The following is a 15566-nucleotide window of genomic DNA, read 5'->3' on the forward strand; positions in this document are numbered from 1 at the left end:
AGCACGCGCGTACCGCTCAGATTTGCCTCGCCATTGGCCACCAGTAGACCATAGGCATTGCGACCGATGGTGCGGATCGCCCCCCCGTCGAGCTGCGCGATGCCGCCATTATCCAGGTGCAGCCCGTGCGCGGCATCACCACGCGTGGTCAACATCGCGCCGATCAGTTCAACGCGCCCCTGCTGAGCCTGTACGGCGTGCGCGCCCAGGGCGGTCGTAGACACCGCCACCCCCGCGCCACTGGCATCGAGCCGCGTATGCAGCCAGCCACCACTGGCAACAGACAGGCCGAACGCCGAGACGCCCTCCGTGCTGACCGTGCCACCATGCAATGCTATGCCGCCACCACTTGCCGCATGCGCACCCGCTGCCGACGCACCGCGGGTGACCAACGTAGCACCGCCCACGGCGGAGATGGTGCCGCCATTCAACGCGTGGAACGCGTGCCCATCGATACCGTCGAGCTCTGTGATGTAACTGCGGTAGACCGCATCATGATCGATGCCATCAGCAACGACTGCACCGCGCTCCTCGAACGCCGCCGCGGGTGTGGTCAGTACGGCGCTGATGGCCAACGTGAGCAGATGGCGCGAGCACAGCAGCGAGGAGGCATCGAGGCGCATAGGTCGGGATCCAGAGTGGTTGAGGCAACCTCAACCTAGCTCCGCCATACCTCGGCTTACATAGAGGAATGTTCAAGCTTCGCTGGCCCACCCTCGGGATGGCATCGACCCCGTCACTCCTTCACTGTTTCGGCCTTCCACACTGCCACCTTTCCGCGCGCCTGGGCCAGCAGCGCATCCAGCGCTTTGCGGTCATACCCTTGGCCGCGCAGCACCACGTACTGGATGCCACGCGTGGCCTCGATGTCCTCCAGCGGATTGCGCTCCAGCAACACCAGATCGGCGGCCTTGCCTGGCGCGACCGCGCCGTAGCGATCCAGCGTGCCGAACCAGGCCGGGCCTGCTCGGGTGGCCGCCGAGAGTGCCTGCGCCGGGGTCAGCCCTTCCTTGACGAACAGTGACAGTTCGTCATGCAGGCCGATGCCCGGATAGTTGAACGAGTTGAGGAAGCCCGCATCGGTGCCGGCCATGATCGTGACGCCGGCCTGCTGCAGCATCGGTAGTACGGCGGCGACCTGGTGGTATTCCTGATGGCGGGCCTGGATCTGCGCCGGGGTTGCCTTGGCGGCACGCTCGACCCGCCATGTGTAGGTCGCCTGCAGTTTCGGCCCGATATAGGCCAGGTAGGGATCGTCGTGATGGTCGTCCTGATCCAGGAAGTCCAGGATGCGCCCGCCATTGAGGGTCGGCGTCACGAACACCCCCTTCGCCGCAAAGCCGCGGTAGGCGGCCATGGCGGTATCACGATCAAATCCAGCATCCAGCCGTGCGTTGGCCTGGGCACGATCAATCCGCTTGGCAGCGAAGTCCGCCGCGATGGCCGCCTCATCCTTGACCCCGGCTTTGTAGGCGTAGTCCAGGTGTTCGATCGAGCTGATACCGGCATCGACGGCCTGCTGCACGGTCAACGCCATCGGGATGTGGCCGGAGGCACGCAGCCCATTGGCGCGCGCCCCGCGCACGGCAGCCAGGAACAACTCAGGCGTCAGCGTGCTGTCGGTGATCTTGACGAAATCGACGCGGTCGCGCTTGAGGCGCACGAATGCCGCATCCAGGTCCGCCTGCGAACCCACTTCAATGGTGCCCTTCCAGACCGGCTTGATGCCTTCGATCTTGGCGCCCGAGGTGAACAACTGCGGGCCAGCCAGGCGGCCGTCGGCGATCTCCCCGCGCCACTGCAGCACCTGCTCGGGCAGATCGCCGGACGCATCACGGATGGTGGTGATGCCATGGGCGATATACAGCGGCAGCAGCGCCTTGTTCTCTTCGATCAGATCCGGGCCACCCCCGAAGTGCACGTGCATGTCCCACAACCCGGGGATCAGATAGCGACCCTTGCCGTCCACCTGATGCCTGGCCCGCCATGCCTTGCGCATCGCCCGGTCGGTGCCGACGGCGACGATGTCCTGACCACGGACCACGACCGTCTGGTCGGCCAGCGTCGTGGCGTGCTCGACGTCGACCACGGTGGCATGCCGGATCATCAGATCCGCCTGCTCGGCCGCGAACGCGGAAGGGGTCAGTGCAAGCAGCACCGGGATCGCAAGACGCAAAGACATGGAGTGCACACCGGAGAGAGAACCGGGCCACCTTACGGTCAGGCCCGGCACATTCACCAGTTAAATTTCAGCATGAGGCACATGCATGATTGCGATGCTGCGCGCTGCCGGATCCGGCTGCGTCAATTCTCGCCCTGCATCGCCGGGCGGGCCTGCACCCGCTGCAGCCAGGCTGCCACCGCCGGATGCGCATCCACCACCGCCCCCAGATGGGTGCCGTAGCCCACCACCTGGCCTACCACCAGATCCACCAACGAGTACGCATCGCCAAGCATCCACGACTGCTGCGACAGGCGCGCCTCCAGCAGATCCAGCAGTTCGTTGGCGGCACGGATGCCCGCCGCAGCATGCTCCACGCTGCGCAGCGCATCGTCCACGGTCGCCAGCCATACCCGCCCGAGCACTGCTGCGTAGGTGACGTACGCCCATGTGCACCAGGACATCGCCTCCAGTCGAGCCGGGGTCCCCACCACCGGCCACAGGCCCTGGTCCACCCCGTACTGCTCGCCCAACCACAGGTGGATCGCCAGACCTTCAAACAGGGGCGTGCCGTCCACCACCAGGCACGGGACCTTGCCGTTCGGATTGATCGCCAGATACGCCGGCGTGCGCTGTTCGCCGTTGCGGATGTCGATCTTGACCCGATCGTGCGGGACGGACAGCTCGGCCAGGGCGCACGCGACCGGGGTGGCGCTGGACATGGGGTGCCAATAGAAAACGAGGGACATCGAAGAACTCCTTGAGAGGGGTGGAAAGGTGCGGCGGAACCGGTGCTGCACCGTGCGCTCAAGACTAGGCAGCATTGCGGACAGAATCGGCCCGCAATGACTGCTACGCTGCCGCGCATGCTGACCGCCTCCGCCCGCCTGCTGAGCCTGCTTTCGCTGCTGCAATCCCGCCCGCACTGGGCCGGCGGCGAGCTGGCCGAGCGCATGGCCATCCATCCGCGCACGCTGCGGCGTGACATTGATCGCCTGCGCCAGCTCGGCTACCCCATCCACGCCAGCACCGGCGTCGCCGGCGGCTATGCGTTCCGCCCGGGGCGTGCATTGCCGCCGCTGTTGTTGGATGACGAGGAAGCGCTGGCGGCGGCGGTTGCGCTGCGTACCGCCGTGACCGGCACCATCAGCGGCATCGAGCAGACCGCGATCACGGCGCTGGTGAAGATTGAACAGGCCATGCCACCGCGACTGCGCCCCCGGTTGGCCGCACTGCGCTCGGCGCTCCTGCCCGCCAACCCGATCGGCCCGCAGGTGAATGCCGGGCGGCTGACCACCCTGGCCTGTGCCTGCCGCGACCAGGTACAACTCCGTTTCGACTACACCGACCGTGAGGGCGTCTCCAGCACACGCCAGGTCGAGCCACAGGGCGTGGTGCATGCCGATCGCCGCTGGTATCTGGTCGCCTGGGACACCGGGCGCAACGACTGGCGCACCTTCCGCATCGATCGGATCGCCAGCGCACCGGTGGTGGGTGCGCACTTCGCGCCGCGCGCAGGGCCCGGCGAGGGCGATCTGCGCCAGTGGGTCGCCCGCGCGCTCTCGCTGGGCCAGCACCACGACCTGGCGCGGATCATCCTGCACGCACCGCTGTCGGTGATGCGCCAGCAGATCCCGGCATCAGCCGGAGAACTTGAGGCGGTCGATGACCGGCGCTGCCTGCTGCGCTGCGCCGCCAACCCCTTGGGCACGGTGGTGTATTGGTTGTTGGCACTGGGTCTGGATTTCGAGGTACTGGGACCCCCTGCACTGCACCAGGCCATGCGCGAGGCAGGTGAGCGGATCAGCCGCAGCCTGGCCCGTAGCGAACCGTCGGAGGCCTCGGCAGGCACCAACAGCACCTGACCGCATGCGCGTCGGTGTTGGCGCCGACAGCCATTGCGATTCACAATGACGGCATGACCGCAAGTGAAAAACCGAATCGCACCCTGTTCGATCTGGACCTGCTGCGCGCCATCGTGATGGTCGCCGACTGCGCCAGCTTCACCACGGCCGCCGCGCGCCTGCACTCCACTCAATCCACCATCAGCCAGAAGATCCGCCGGCTGGAAGAAATGGCCGGCCATCCGCTGCTGGTGCGGGGCAACCGTGATGTGCATCCCACCGATGCAGGCCAGCTCGTGCTCGGCCATGCTCGCCAACTGCTGGCACTCAACGACCAACTGTTCGAAGCGCTGGCCGGCACCACGGTGGCCGTCACCGTCCGGCTGGGGGTTCCGGAAGACTTCGTCAGCGCCGCGACCACGCAGCTGCTTGGCGCCTTCAATCGGGAACACCCGCAGGTCAAGCTCGAAGTCACCAGCGGCCTCAGCCGCGACCTGGCCAATGGCTACGATCACGGCGAGCTCGATCTGATCCTGGTCAAGCAGCGCCGCAACAGCCGCGCCGCCGTGGCCTGCTGGCCGGAGACCATGGTCTGGATCGACAGTGCCCGCAATGGCTGCATCGGTCTGGATCCGGTCCCGCTGGTCACCTTCCCGCCACGCGGGCTGTATCGCGACGACATCATCGATGCCATCGAAGCACTCGGCCGCCGATGGCGGATCAGCTTCACCAGTTCCAGCCTGAGCGGCATCCAGGGCGCGGTCGCCGATGGCATGGGTATCAGTCTGCTGCCGGCGCGCGCCTTGAGTCGAGAGCACACCGTCCTGGGCGCCGAACAGGGCCTGCCGCCGATCGATACGTTCGAAATCGCCCTGCTCCACCGCACCACGGCCGACCCGCTGGTCAAAGCCCTGGCCGTGCGTCTGACGGGCCTGCTCGATCAGGAACGGGCGGGCACGCTTACTTGAGCTGCAGCGGGTAGCGCTGCCAGAGCACGTGCACAAGGAAGCCGGTCAGTTCCGGGTCCTTGCTGGTGATCGAGGCGCGGATCTTGTCCAACAGCACCATGTCGCTGCAGTTGCGCACATCGGCATGCCCGGCCTGGCCGGCGCGACGCGCACGGTAACGGGCCGCTCGCTGCGCATCGGTCATCGCGTAGCCGAACGTGGGCGGACGGCCGCGCTTGCGCGGCAGCGTCAGTTCCAGTGTTCCGGGGTCTTGTTCATCGCGCATGACGGACGAGGATGCAAACGGGGGCGCGCACGATATCGTGAGACATCACTTTAATCCAGCATTTTCCGTGGATTTCTGCATTTGCGACGCACGCGTCAGCGCCACGCCTCTGCCACGCGCGCGCCCGCCCACACCAGCAGCATCCCGCCGACGAGGCTCACCCCGAGGTACAGCGGCACCATCAGGCTGCGATCGGTACGGGTGAACACCAGCGACTCGAGCGTCATCGAGGAGAACGTGGTCAACCCGCCCACGATCCCCACGATCAGAAAGGCGCGCCAGTACACTGCCGCCGTGCCCCGACTCTGCAGCCAGATCATCACGTAACCCGCCGCGAAGGCGCCGACCAGGTTCACCGTCAGCGTGCCCCACGGGAAGCCAGTGCCGAACTGGCGCAGCATCGCATCGCCGATCATGAAACGCAGCGCCGCGCCCAGTGCGCCACCGGCCATCACCAGCCCGAGCTGCTGCCACCAGACGCCCAGGCCTTCCATCAGTCAGTGCCTTTCTCGGCCCGCGCCTGCGCACGTGCGGCACGCAGGCGATCCAGCTTCTCTTTCAGCTTGATCTCCAACCCGCGCGGCACCGGTTCGTAATACACGCGCTCGCCCATCGCATCGGGGAAGCCGGTCTGATCCAGCGCAATCCCACCGTCCGCGTCGTGATCGTATTGATAGGTCTTGCCGTAGCCCAGCTCCTTCATCAGCTTGGTCGGCGCGTTGCGCAGGTGCAGCGGCACCTCCTGGGTACCGGTCTCGCGCACTTCCTGCTTGGCCTTGTTGAAGGCGGCATAGCCGGCGTTCGATTTGGCGGTACTGGCCAGATACAGCACCAGTTGCGCGAACGCGAGCTCGCCCTCCGGGCTGCCCAGCCGCTCGTAGATGTCCCAGGCCTCCAGCGCCATCGACTGCGCGCGCGGATCGGCCAACCCGATATCCTCGATCGCCATCCGGGTCAGGCGACGTGCCAGATACGACGGATCACAACCACCATCGAGCATGCGCGTCAGCCAGTACAGCGCGGCATCCGGGTTGGAGCTGCGCACGGATTTGTGCAGTGCCGAGATCTGGTCGTAGAACTGCTCGCCGCCCTTGTCGAAGCGACGGGTGCGATCGGCCAGCACCTGCACCAGCATCTCCGGGCTGATCCGCCCGCCGTCGCCACTGGCCAGCTCGGCCGCGATCTCCAGCAGGGTCAAGGCCCGGCGCACATCGCCATCGGCGGCGGTCGCGATCTCCAGCAACGCCTCCGGCGCGACCTGCAGCTGCTCCGCGCCCAGGCCACGCTCGGCGTCCTGCAGCGCACGCTCCAGCGCCTCCACGATGTCCGCTGGAGAAACCGACTCCAGCACGTGCACGCGGCAGCGCGACAGCAGCGCCGAGTTCAGTTCGAACGAGGGGTTTTCGGTGGTGGCGCCCACGAACACGATGGTGCCGCGTTCGATATGCGGCAGGAACGCATCCTGCTGGGCCTTGTTGAAGCGATGCACCTCGTCCACGAACAGCACCGTGCGGCGCCCCTCGGCGAAGCGCTGCGCGGCCTCGGCCAGCACCTGGCGCACCTCCGGCAGGCCGGACAGCACGGCGGAGATCGCACGGAACTCGGCATCGGCGTAATGCGCCAGCAGCAGCGAGAGTGTGGTCTTGCCGCAGCCTGGCGGGCCCCACAGGATCATCGAGTGCACATGGCCGGATTCGACCGCCCGGCGCAGCGCACTGCCCGGTGCAAGCAGGCGCTTCTGGCCCACCATCTCATCCAGCGTCTGCGGGCGCATCCGCTCGGCGAGCGGACGCATGTTGTCCCGATCCACGGTCAGCAGATCGGGCCCATTGAATGTCGTTCGGTTTCTGGCCACGTCTCTATTCTATCGCGGCCGAACGCCCGCGGCCTTTACTCGCCGATGACGTCCACACCCTTGGCCGGGGTAAAGCTGAAGGTGCCCGAGGCGAAGCTCGGGTTGCGCTTCCACCCGGTGAAGCTGATCACCGTGCGCTGGCCCACCGCATCTACTACTTCCATGCGGGCCAGGCCCTGGCCATTGAAGCCCAGCGCGGCGTACTGGAAGGCAGTGTCGGTCTCACGCTTCGGGCTCAGCGACAGCCACTGCAGGCCATCGCGCACGGCGGCCTCTTCGCTGACGTCGTATTGCTTGTCCAGCAGGGCCGGATTGATCAGCGCGGTCAGCGGGCTGTTCTGCTCCTCCTGCCCCTGCGGGCGCACGCTGGCCTGCTCCAGGTCCGGCTCGTAGACCCAGACCTTCTTGCCATCGGCCACGATCAGCTGCTCGTGCGGCTTGATGTACTCCCAACGGAACAGGCGCGGCGCGGACAGTGCAACGCGGCCGCTGGTGTTCTCCTTGACCTTGCCCTTGCTGTCGAACACCTGCTGGCTGAACTGCCCGTCCAGGCCCTTCAGGCCCTGGGTGAAGCGATTGAGCTCATCACGGGCGCCTGCCCAGGCCGAAGCCGAGCCGACACTGGCCACGACCAGGGTGGCGGCAAGCAGGGAGCGGCGGAAGGTGGTGTGCATGTGAGGTATCCAGGCAAATGGGAAGGATGGAAGGCAGTGTGCCCATTCAATCCTGAATGGGCGATCAGGGGCACATTATGCGCTGGAAGCCGCTTGCCTAACGCGGTTTACGGCCCGGCCTGCACCGTCTTCAGATCCCCATACACCACCTGCCCGCGGAAGCCGCGACGGACCTGCTGGTACAGCTCGCGGAAGGCGGCGTAATCCTGCGGCTGGCACAGCGCATCCGCCCCGCGCACGGCCCGCTGGTGCAGCCGATGGTGCGCGGTGATCACCTGCCCCTCGCGCGTCCAGTCCACCTGGTACTCACCCGCCGCATTGGCGAAGTGCTGGCCGCGCGGGATCGCTACGATCGGCACGTTCGCCGGGAACGTCAGCTGGTAGCGCTCATCGCGCAGACTGTCGTTGCAATAGAACGGCGTGGCGTTTTCCGGCGCCGACGTGCTGGCATACAGGTCACGGAACGATTGGCTGCCCGGGGCGTCAGGCAGCACCATCCCGCCGACCACGCCAAAATCGACGTAGTCGCTGGCCAGGAAGTCATAGCGGAAGTTGAACGGCCGGGTCAGGTCCTGCGGGTCGCCCAGCAGTGTCAGTGCGCCACTGCCGTCGAAGCCGGATGCGGCCATCATCGATTCTTCGGCACGCGCCCGGTTCTGCGCGTTGAGCCGTGCGAAAGCACCGCGCATGCCAATCTCGGTCACGCCGCTCGGGTGAAGCACGGTCTGGCCAGACAGATTGCCCGCCGGATCGAACCGGAACGCCGCCTCGATCCCGGTGCCGTTGCGCGAGGCATCGTTGGCCGGGGTGCGCGCCACCACCGCCTGGCGGGTATGCAGCACCGGCACGCCCAGATCGCCCTCGGGCAGCTGGCCAACACGCGCATAGGGTGCGGTCGAGTCCAGGTACAGGTCGAACTCGGGGATGTAGGTGATGGCGTGGTCGAAACGGCCCAGCAGCGGAATCGCCGGCAACGTCGGCCCTCCGCCGGCACCGATCAGCACCGGCGTGCTCTGGATACCACGCGCAGCCAACAACGCCTCCAGGATCACGACATGGTCTTTGCAGTCGCCGTAGTGGTTGTCGAGGATGCTCTGCGCCGGGTTGGGTTCCAGTCCGCCGTTGCCGAGGTACACCGCCACGTAGCGGATGTTCTGCGCCACCCAGCGGTACAGCACGGCGGCCTGCTCGCGACGGTCGGTGATGCCACGGGTGAGCTCGTCGGCCAGCGCCTGGATCTGCGGCGTGACAGCGGCGGCCTCGCCACCTTTGAGCTGGTAGGCCTGCGCCACCTGCGACCAGTCACGGTACGTACTGGCCATGATGGTGGGGCTGTACTCCCACGCGGCGGCGGACCAGTTCTGCGCCTTCAGCGGATCCGTGCGCCGGTACGTCCATTCCCAGTGCGCCATGCCATTGCGCACACGCGGCACCTGGCTGCCCTGCACGCCCCGCTGTTCCACCTGCATGGGCAGATCGGCAGGCGCGCTCAGGGTCACGCGGGCATCGTCGTACTGGGTGAACACGCTGAAGGTTTCCCACAGGCCGAAGTAGCCCGGGAAGTACGGCGTGTTCTGGGTGCGCCGGGTCTGGTAGACCACGCGCGTACCGGGCGCCAGATTCGGGAACACCACCACGCGCACCTTGCGGTCGGCGTACATCGCCGCAGCCGCGCTGGAATAGCTTTCCTGCGTGTAGATGCGGTCGGCCGGCACGTCCCGACGCTGACCATCGGCGGTGAGGGTGTAGGCCTGCAGCACCTCCAGCGTTTCCATCTTCTCGCTGTAGCTCAGCCGCACCTGGCTGAACTGCTCGACCGCCGATGTGGTCTTGAGCAGGATCTCGTACGCTTCGGTCTGCGTATTGCCCGCATCCGGGCGCACCACGTAGTCGGCGCGATAGCGCACGAAGCTGAAGTTGTTGTTGGCCTGCGCTTCAGCGCCCGCGGCCGGGCCGCTCTGCCCGCCCGGGGTGGGCGGTGCCACGGGTGTCACGGGTGCCGGCACGGGATGGGCATCGGCCCACGCCACTACGGGCGCGAGCGTCATGGCGCCCAGCATCGTCCAGATCATCGGCTTCATTGCAGGTTCCTTGTGCTCGGCAACACCCGGGCCGCGCCCGGGTTCTACGCAGCCAGGCCGGGCCCGGCGTTACTTGGGCGGGGGCGGCGCCAGCACGCTGCGGTCGCCGTTGTGCTCGGGCGGGCTGACCACGCCAGCCGCCTCCATCGCTTCGATCAGGCGCGCGGCACGGTTGTAGCCGATCTTCAGGCGACGCTGCACGCCGGAGATGGAGGCACGACGTGTTTCGGTGACGATGCGCAGGGCCTCGTCGTACAGCGGATCGGACTCATCGCCGCCACCGCCGCCTGCCTCGGGCAGGCCACCGGGGCCGACCACGACGCCATCGCCCATCATCTGCACTTCGTCCAGCACGCCGGTGATGTAGTCGGTCGGGCCGCTGGCCTTGAGATGTTCGACCACGCGGTGCACCTCCTCATCGGAGACGAACGCACCGTGCACGCGGTCCGGCAACGCGGTGCCCGGCGGCAGATACAGCATGTCGCCGTGGCCCAGCAGCGTTTCCGCGCCGGACTGATCGAGGATGGTGCGCGAATCGATCTTCGAGCTGACCTGGAAGCCGATACGGGTCGGGATGTTGGCCTTGATCAAGCCGGTGATCACGTCCACCGAGGGGCGCTGGGTGGCCAGGATCAGATGGATGCCGGCCGCACGCGCCTTCTGCGCCAGGCGCGCGATCAGCTCTTCCACCTTCTTGCCGACGATCATCATCATGTCGGCGAATTCGTCGATGAAGATGACGATGAAGGGCAGCGTCTCCAGCGGGCGCGGGGCCTCGCCGAGTTCCGGGTTGGGCTTGAACAGCGGGTCCATCATCGGCTGCCCGGCGTCCTGGGCATCCTTGACCTTCTTGTTGAAGCCGGCCAGGTTGCGCACGCCCACGGCGCTCATCAGCTTGTAGCGCCGCTCCATTTCTGCCACGCACCAGCGCAGGCCGTTGGCGGCCTCCTTCATGTCGGTGACCACCGGCGCCAGCAGATGCGGGATGCCCTGGTAGACGCTCAGTTCGAGCATCTTCGGGTCGATCATCAGCATCCGCAGGTCTTTCGGCGAGGCCTTGTACAACAGGCTCAGCACCATCGCATTGACCGCCACGGACTTGCCCGAGCCGGTGGTGCCGGCCACCAGCAGATGCGGCATGCGCGCCAGGTCGGCCACGGTCGGGCGGCCGGCGATGTCTTTGCCCAACGCGAGCGTCAGCACGCTGGCGGACTTGTCGTATTCCTTTGAGCGCAGCAGCTCGGACAGATAGATCATCTCGCGGGTGACGTTGGGGATCTCCAGACCCACCACCGACTTGCCCGGGATCACATCGACCACGCGCACCGACTTCACCGACAGACCGCGCGCGATGTCCTTGTCCAGCGAACTGATCTGGCTGACCTTGATGCCCGGGGCCGGCTCGATTTCGAAGCGGGTGATGACCGGGCCGGGATAGGCACCGACCACCTGTGCATCGATGCGGAAGTCCTTGAGCTTGAACTCGATCTGGCGCGAGAGCGTCTCCAGCGTGCCTTCGTCGTAGCCCTTGGGCTGCGGCTTGGGATCATCCAGCAGCGCCAGCGGCGGCACATCCGAGCCATCGCCGTTGACCCCGCGGAACATGGGAATCTGGGTCTCGCGCTTGGCGCGATCACTCTTCTCCAGCACCGGCTCCGGGCGCGGCTCGATCTTGACCGGCTCGCGCTTGGCGCGGACCTCGGCGTCGACCTTGCGCACTTCCTGGCGTTCCTCGCGCATCGCGCGGGTCTGCTGCCACTCGGTGGCCTGCTCTTTCTTCTTGTTGAACAGCGGCGGCAGCGCCAGCACCCAGTTGCCGATCTTCTCCATCACCACGAACCAGGAAATGCCCGTGGCCAGGGTGATCGAAGCCAGAAGCAGGACCAGTACGAACAGGTTGGCGCCCAATGCGCCGAAACCGACGCTGAGCGAGCTGCCCACCAGCTTGCCGAGGATGCCGCCGGCATGGGCCACATCGGCCACGAACAGGCGCAGGTGCAGGAAGCCGGTGCCGGCGATCAGGAACCCGACCAGGCCGACCAGGCGCAGCGCCGGATCCAGATCATGCTCGCCCTTGGCCTCGCGCTTGAGCCCGAACATCGCGATCCAGGCCAGTGCGCCCAGCACGATCGGCAGCACGAAGGCCATGTAGCCGAACAGCTGCAGCAGGACGTCGGCGATCCAGGCACCGGCGCGACCGCCCATGTTGTGGACCGGGGCAACCACGCTGCCGGTATGCGACCAACCGGGGTCGGTGGCCGAGTAGGTGAACAGACTGGCGACCAGATACAGCAATGCCGGGGCGACCGCGATCAACCCCAGGTCGCGCCACAGGCGCTGCCGGCGCGGATTGTCCTCGCCAGCCGGTTTGCGCGGCGCTGCCTTGCTGTCGGACGCCTTGGCTCGTTCCGGGACCTGTTTCGCCACCTTAGACCACACCTTGGGAATGCACTGTTAGTGCTTGATAATAAACGACTGGATCCCACCCCGGTAGGTGCCGGCCGCTGGCCGGCACGGTCAGCGTCAACACTCCGGCACCGGGATGGGCGTCGTGCTTTGCGGGTCGCCGCGTTCCACTGCGCGCCTTGAATCGCCCCGCCCCTGCCGCCACTCTATGACTTCGCTCGGACGCCGCGCAATCACCCTGCCAGCGTCCCGCCCTACCTTCTATTGCGAGCTTACATGAGCAACTCCAAGCACTCCCGCCTGTTGATCCTTGGTTCCGGCCCGGCCGGCTGGACCGCCGCCGTCTACGCCGCGCGCGCCAACCTCAAGCCCGTCGTGATCACCGGCCTGCAGCAGGGCGGCCAGCTGATGACCACCACCGAGGTGGACAACTGGCCTGGAGATGCGCACGGCCTGATGGGCCCGGACCTGATGACGCGCATGCAGGCGCACGCCGAGCGCTTCGAGACCGAGGTCATCTTCGATCACATCCACACCGCCGATGTCTCCCAGCGCCCGTTCAAGCTGATCGGTGACAGCGCCGAGTACACCTGCGATGCCCTGATCATCGCCACCGGCGCCACCGCCAAGTACCTGGGCATCCCCAGCGAAGAGGCCTTCAAGGGCCGCGGCGTGTCGGCCTGCGCCACCTGCGATGGCTTCTTCTACCGTGACCAGGACGTGGTCGTGGTCGGCGGCGGCAACACCGCCGTGGAAGAGGCCCTGTACCTGTCCAACATCGCCCGCAAGGTCTACCTGGTCCACCGCCGCGACACCCTCAAGGCGGAAAAGATCATGCAGGACAAGCTGTTCGCCAAGGTCGCCGCCGGCAAGATCGAGACCGTGTGGCACCACCAGGTGGACGAAGTACTGGGCAACGAGGCCGGCGTGACCGGTGTGCGCGTCAAGTCCACGCTGGACGGCAGCACCCGTGACATCGAGGCCCATGGCTTCTTCGTGGCGATCGGCCACCACCCCAACACCAGCCTGTTCGATGGCCAGCTGACCATGAACAACGGCTACCTGGACATCCGCTCGGGCCTGGGCGGCAACGCCACCCAGACGTCGGTGGAGGGCGTGTTCGCCGCCGGCGACGTGGCCGACCAGCACTATCGCCAGGCGATCACCTCGGCCGGCTTCGGCTGCATGGCCGCGCTGGATGCCGAGCGCTATCTGGATGCGAAGGGTCAGGCGAGCTGATCTGCCGCCCGTATCGCGCAGCACACGAAGGCCGGTGAATCATTCACCGGCCTTTTTACTGACCGGTACGTTCCGCACGCCCTGCGCCCGTCCCGCCTGCTCTATCCTCTGTCCATGCCCGATCCACGTTTCCTGCATCGCCTGTCCGATGTCCCCGCCGCTGCCTGGGACGCCCTGCACGACGGCCGCAACCCGTTCCTGTCGCACGCCTTCCTGGCCGGCCTGGAAGAGCACGGTTGCCTGCGCCCGGAGTGGGGCTGGCGCCCGCGCCACTTCACCCTGTGGGACGGGGGCGCCCTGGTCGCGGCGATCCCCGGCTACCTCAAGGACAACTCCCACGGCGAGTTCGTGTTCGATCACGCCTGGGCCCACGCGTACGCCCAGCACGGGCTGGACTACTTCCCCAAGTGGCTGGGCGCGGTGCCGTATTCGCCGGTGACCGGCCCGCGTTTACTTGCCGGCACCACGGAGGATCGTGGCGCGCTGCTGGCAACGCTGGCGGGCGAAGTGGCACGCATGGGCTGGTCCTCGGCCCACATCAACTTCCACCCCGCCGATGAAGACCCGGCCTTCAGCCCGGACTGGCTGCTGCGCGAGGACATCCAGTTCCAGTGGCACAACCCCGGAAGCTGGGAGACCTTCGACGACTTCCTCGGCGCGATGGACCACAAGCACCGCAAGAACATCCGCCAGGAACGCGCCAAGCTCGCGCGCAGCGGTGTCACGTATCGCATCGTGCATGGCGATGAGGCGACCGAGGCCGACCTGCGCGCCATGCATGGCTTCTACCTGCAGACCTTCGCCGAGTACGGCAACTCGCCCGCGCTCACGCTCCCGTTCCTGCAGCATCTCGCCCGCACGATGCCGCGCGCGCTGGTGATCTTCCTGGCGGTGCTCGATGGCGAGCCGGTCGCCGGCGCGCTGTGCCTGCGCGGTGCGGACACCCTGTACGGGCGCTACTGGGGCGGTGCCACCTTGCCCGGCCTGCATTTCGAGACCTGCTATTACCAAGGGATCGCCTACTGCCTGCGCGAAGGTCTGACCCGCTTCGAGCCCGGCGCCCAGGGTGAGCACAAGCTGGCGCGCGGCTTCCTGCCGCACCGGGTGCGCAGCCGGCACTGGATAGCCCAGCCTGCATTCGCCGAGGCACTGATGGCGTGGTGCGCACAGGAACGCGCCGAGGTCGCCCACTACGCACGTGTGCTGGCGTCGCACAGTCCGTTCAAGGCCGACCCGGCATGACCCGCCGCCTGCCCTGGCGCCTGGACGACGCGCCGGACGCCCCCTTCCCGCCCGCCGAGACCGCCCTGCGCGATCCCGACGGCCTGCTCGCCCTCGGCGGCGACCTCTCGCCGGTGCGGCTGCTCAATGCCTATGCGGGCGGCATCTTCCCGTGGTTCTCCGAAGGCCAACCGCTGCTGTGGTGGTCGCCGGACCCGCGCATGGTGTTCCGCACCGACGGCGTGCACCTGTCCAGCCGCTTTCGTCGCTCCCTGCGCCAGAGCACCTGGACGCTGCGCGCCGATACGTGTTTCGAGCAGGTGATCGATGCCTGCGCAGCCAGCCCGCGCCCCGGCCAGGACGGCACCTGGATCACGCGTGACATGCGCGATGCGTATGTCGACCTGCACCGGCTCGGCTTCGCGCACTCGGTGGAGGTATTCGATGGCGATGCCTTGGTCGGCGGCATCTACGGGGTGGCGATCGGGCGGATGTTTTTCGGGGAAAGCATGTTCAGTGCGGCATCGGGCGGCTCCAAGGTCGCCCTGGCCGGGCTGGCCCATCGGCTGGCCAGCTGGGGGTGGCCGCTGATCGATGCGCAGGTCGAAAATGACCATCTGCTGCGCATGGGCGCTGAGCACTGGCCCCGGCAGCGCTTTCTCGCGCTGGTCCGTGAACAGGCCCTACAGCCAGCCGCCGCAGGCGATTGGGGGGATATGTTCGGCACGCTGGCCGCCGCCGACATCGCTGATCCGGACCGGCCTTAACCAAAACTTTGCATCAAACGCCCGACGCGCGTAAAATGCCCGCTCTTCAGGCCAGCTCGGCCGGTTACAGAACTGCACAGGACTA

At 67.0% G+C, this 15566-nt stretch carries 13 protein-coding genes and 1 pseudogene; 5 read left to right on the plus strand and 9 right to left on the minus strand.

Annotated features, from left to right (window positions below; genetic code table 11):
- The 3 genes and pseudogenes from ACW6W5_RS01925 to ACW6W5_RS01935 form a co-directional block, all read right to left on the minus strand.
- Positions 1-623, minus strand: a pseudogene (locus ACW6W5_RS01925) (hypothetical protein); the annotation flags it as partial.
- Positions 624-736: 113 nt separating this feature from the next.
- On the minus strand, positions 737-2182 hold the full coding sequence (locus ACW6W5_RS01930; protein ID WP_152150816.1) for an amidohydrolase family protein: 1446 nt from the start codon (positions 2180-2182) through the stop codon (positions 737-739).
- Between the two features lie 122 nt (positions 2183-2304).
- Positions 2305-2910, minus strand: coding sequence for a glutathione S-transferase family protein (locus ACW6W5_RS01935; RefSeq protein ID WP_152150814.1), 606 nt, complete (start codon positions 2908-2910; stop codon positions 2305-2307).
- A 96-nt stretch (positions 2911-3006) separates the two neighbouring features.
- On the opposite strand from ACW6W5_RS01935, the gene ACW6W5_RS01940 reads away from it, so the two are divergent.
- On the plus strand, positions 3007-4026 hold the full coding sequence (locus ACW6W5_RS01940) for a helix-turn-helix transcriptional regulator (protein WP_226956560.1): 1020 nt from the start codon (positions 3007-3009) through the stop codon (positions 4024-4026).
- A 53-nt stretch (positions 4027-4079) separates the two neighbouring features.
- Positions 4080-4973 carry a LysR substrate-binding domain-containing protein gene (locus ACW6W5_RS01945; protein WP_152150812.1) on the plus strand — a complete coding sequence of 298 codons (894 nt, stop codon included), beginning with the start codon at positions 4080-4082 and terminating at the stop codon, positions 4971-4973.
- On the opposite strand, the gene ACW6W5_RS01950 is transcribed toward ACW6W5_RS01945, so the two are convergent.
- The 6 genes from ACW6W5_RS01950 to ACW6W5_RS01975 form a co-directional block, all read right to left on the minus strand.
- A complete protein-coding gene (locus tag ACW6W5_RS01950; protein ID WP_019184750.1) occupies positions 4966-5238 on the minus strand; it encodes a hypothetical protein in 273 nt (90 codons plus the stop codon). The two genes, ACW6W5_RS01945 and ACW6W5_RS01950, sit on opposite strands and share 8 nt — an antisense overlap.
- Positions 5239-5333: 95 nt before the next feature.
- Positions 5334-5732 carry a fluoride efflux transporter CrcB gene (gene crcB / locus ACW6W5_RS01955; RefSeq protein WP_152150810.1) on the minus strand — a complete coding sequence of 133 codons (399 nt, stop codon included), beginning with the start codon at positions 5730-5732 and terminating at the stop codon, positions 5334-5336.
- Positions 5732-7033: a replication-associated recombination protein A gene (locus ACW6W5_RS01960; protein ID WP_226956559.1), complete on the minus strand. Its 1302-nt coding sequence runs from the start codon at positions 7031-7033 to the stop codon at positions 5732-5734. Before ACW6W5_RS01960 ends, crcB begins: the two co-directional genes overlap by 1 nt.
- 95 nt (positions 7034-7128) lie before the next feature.
- Complete coding sequence (lolA, locus tag ACW6W5_RS01965) at positions 7129-7767, minus strand: outer membrane lipoprotein chaperone LolA (RefSeq protein WP_121036783.1); 639 nt, start codon at positions 7765-7767, stop codon at positions 7129-7131.
- A 107-nt stretch (positions 7768-7874) separates the two neighbouring features.
- Positions 7875-9827, minus strand: a complete 1953-nt coding sequence (locus ACW6W5_RS01970; RefSeq protein ID WP_428999807.1) for a DUF3857 domain-containing transglutaminase family protein — start codon at positions 9825-9827, stop codon at positions 7875-7877.
- 90 nt (positions 9828-9917) lie between these two features.
- Positions 9918-12275, minus strand: coding sequence for a DNA translocase FtsK (locus tag ACW6W5_RS01975; RefSeq protein ID WP_121036781.1), 2358 nt, complete (start codon positions 12273-12275; stop codon positions 9918-9920).
- 255 nt (positions 12276-12530) lie between these two features.
- Here ACW6W5_RS01975 and trxB point away from each other — a divergent pair, with 255 nt between their 5' ends.
- The 3 genes from trxB to aat all read left to right on the plus strand — a co-directional run bounded on the left by trxB (position 12531) and on the right by aat (position 15481).
- A complete protein-coding gene (gene trxB, locus ACW6W5_RS01980) occupies positions 12531-13493 on the plus strand; it encodes a thioredoxin-disulfide reductase (protein ID WP_121036780.1) in 963 nt (320 codons plus the stop codon).
- Between the two features lie 114 nt (positions 13494-13607).
- Positions 13608-14735 carry a GNAT family N-acetyltransferase gene (locus tag ACW6W5_RS01985; protein ID WP_152150805.1) on the plus strand — a complete coding sequence of 376 codons (1128 nt, stop codon included), beginning with the start codon at positions 13608-13610 and terminating at the stop codon, positions 14733-14735.
- Positions 14732-15481, plus strand: coding sequence for a leucyl/phenylalanyl-tRNA--protein transferase (gene aat / locus ACW6W5_RS01990; protein ID WP_152150803.1), 750 nt, complete (start codon positions 14732-14734; stop codon positions 15479-15481). The genes ACW6W5_RS01985 and aat overlap by 4 nt, the downstream gene beginning before the upstream one ends.
- The last annotated feature ends 85 nt before the right edge of the window (positions 15482-15566 follow it).

This window comes from Stenotrophomonas sp. IS26 (assembly GCF_054188265.1).

Excerpts from the sequence above, each read along its gene's own strand:
- ACW6W5_RS01930 (WP_152150816.1), bottom strand. The coding sequence starts at position 2,182 with ATGTCTTTGCGTCTTGCGATCCCGGTGCTGCTTGCACTGACCCCTTCC.
- ACW6W5_RS01935 (WP_152150814.1), bottom strand. The coding sequence starts at position 2,910 with ATGTCCCTCGTTTTCTATTGGCACCCCATGTCCAGCGCCACCCCGGTC.
- ACW6W5_RS01940 (WP_226956560.1), top strand. The coding sequence starts at position 3,007 with ATGACTGCTACGCTGCCGCGCATGCTGACCGCCTCCGCCCGCCTGCTG.
- ACW6W5_RS01945 (WP_152150812.1), top strand. The coding sequence starts at position 4,080 with ATGACCGCAAGTGAAAAACCGAATCGCACCCTGTTCGATCTGGACCTG.
- ACW6W5_RS01950 (WP_019184750.1), bottom strand. The coding sequence starts at position 5,238 with ATGCGCGATGAACAAGACCCCGGAACACTGGAACTGACGCTGCCGCGC.
- crcB (WP_152150810.1), bottom strand. The coding sequence starts at position 5,732 with ATGGAAGGCCTGGGCGTCTGGTGGCAGCAGCTCGGGCTGGTGATGGCC.
- ACW6W5_RS01960 (WP_226956559.1), bottom strand. The coding sequence starts at position 7,033 with ATGCGTCCGCTCGCCGAGCGGATGCGCCCGCAGACGCTGGATGAGATG.
- lolA (WP_121036783.1), bottom strand. The coding sequence starts at position 7,767 with ATGCACACCACCTTCCGCCGCTCCCTGCTTGCCGCCACCCTGGTCGTG.
- ACW6W5_RS01970 (WP_428999807.1), bottom strand. The coding sequence starts at position 9,827 with ATGCTGGGCGCCATGACGCTCGCGCCCGTAGTGGCGTGGGCCGATGCC.
- trxB (WP_121036780.1), top strand. The coding sequence starts at position 12,531 with ATGAGCAACTCCAAGCACTCCCGCCTGTTGATCCTTGGTTCCGGCCCG.
- ACW6W5_RS01985 (WP_152150805.1), top strand. The coding sequence starts at position 13,608 with ATGCCCGATCCACGTTTCCTGCATCGCCTGTCCGATGTCCCCGCCGCT.
- aat (WP_152150803.1), top strand. The coding sequence starts at position 14,732 with ATGACCCGCCGCCTGCCCTGGCGCCTGGACGACGCGCCGGACGCCCCC.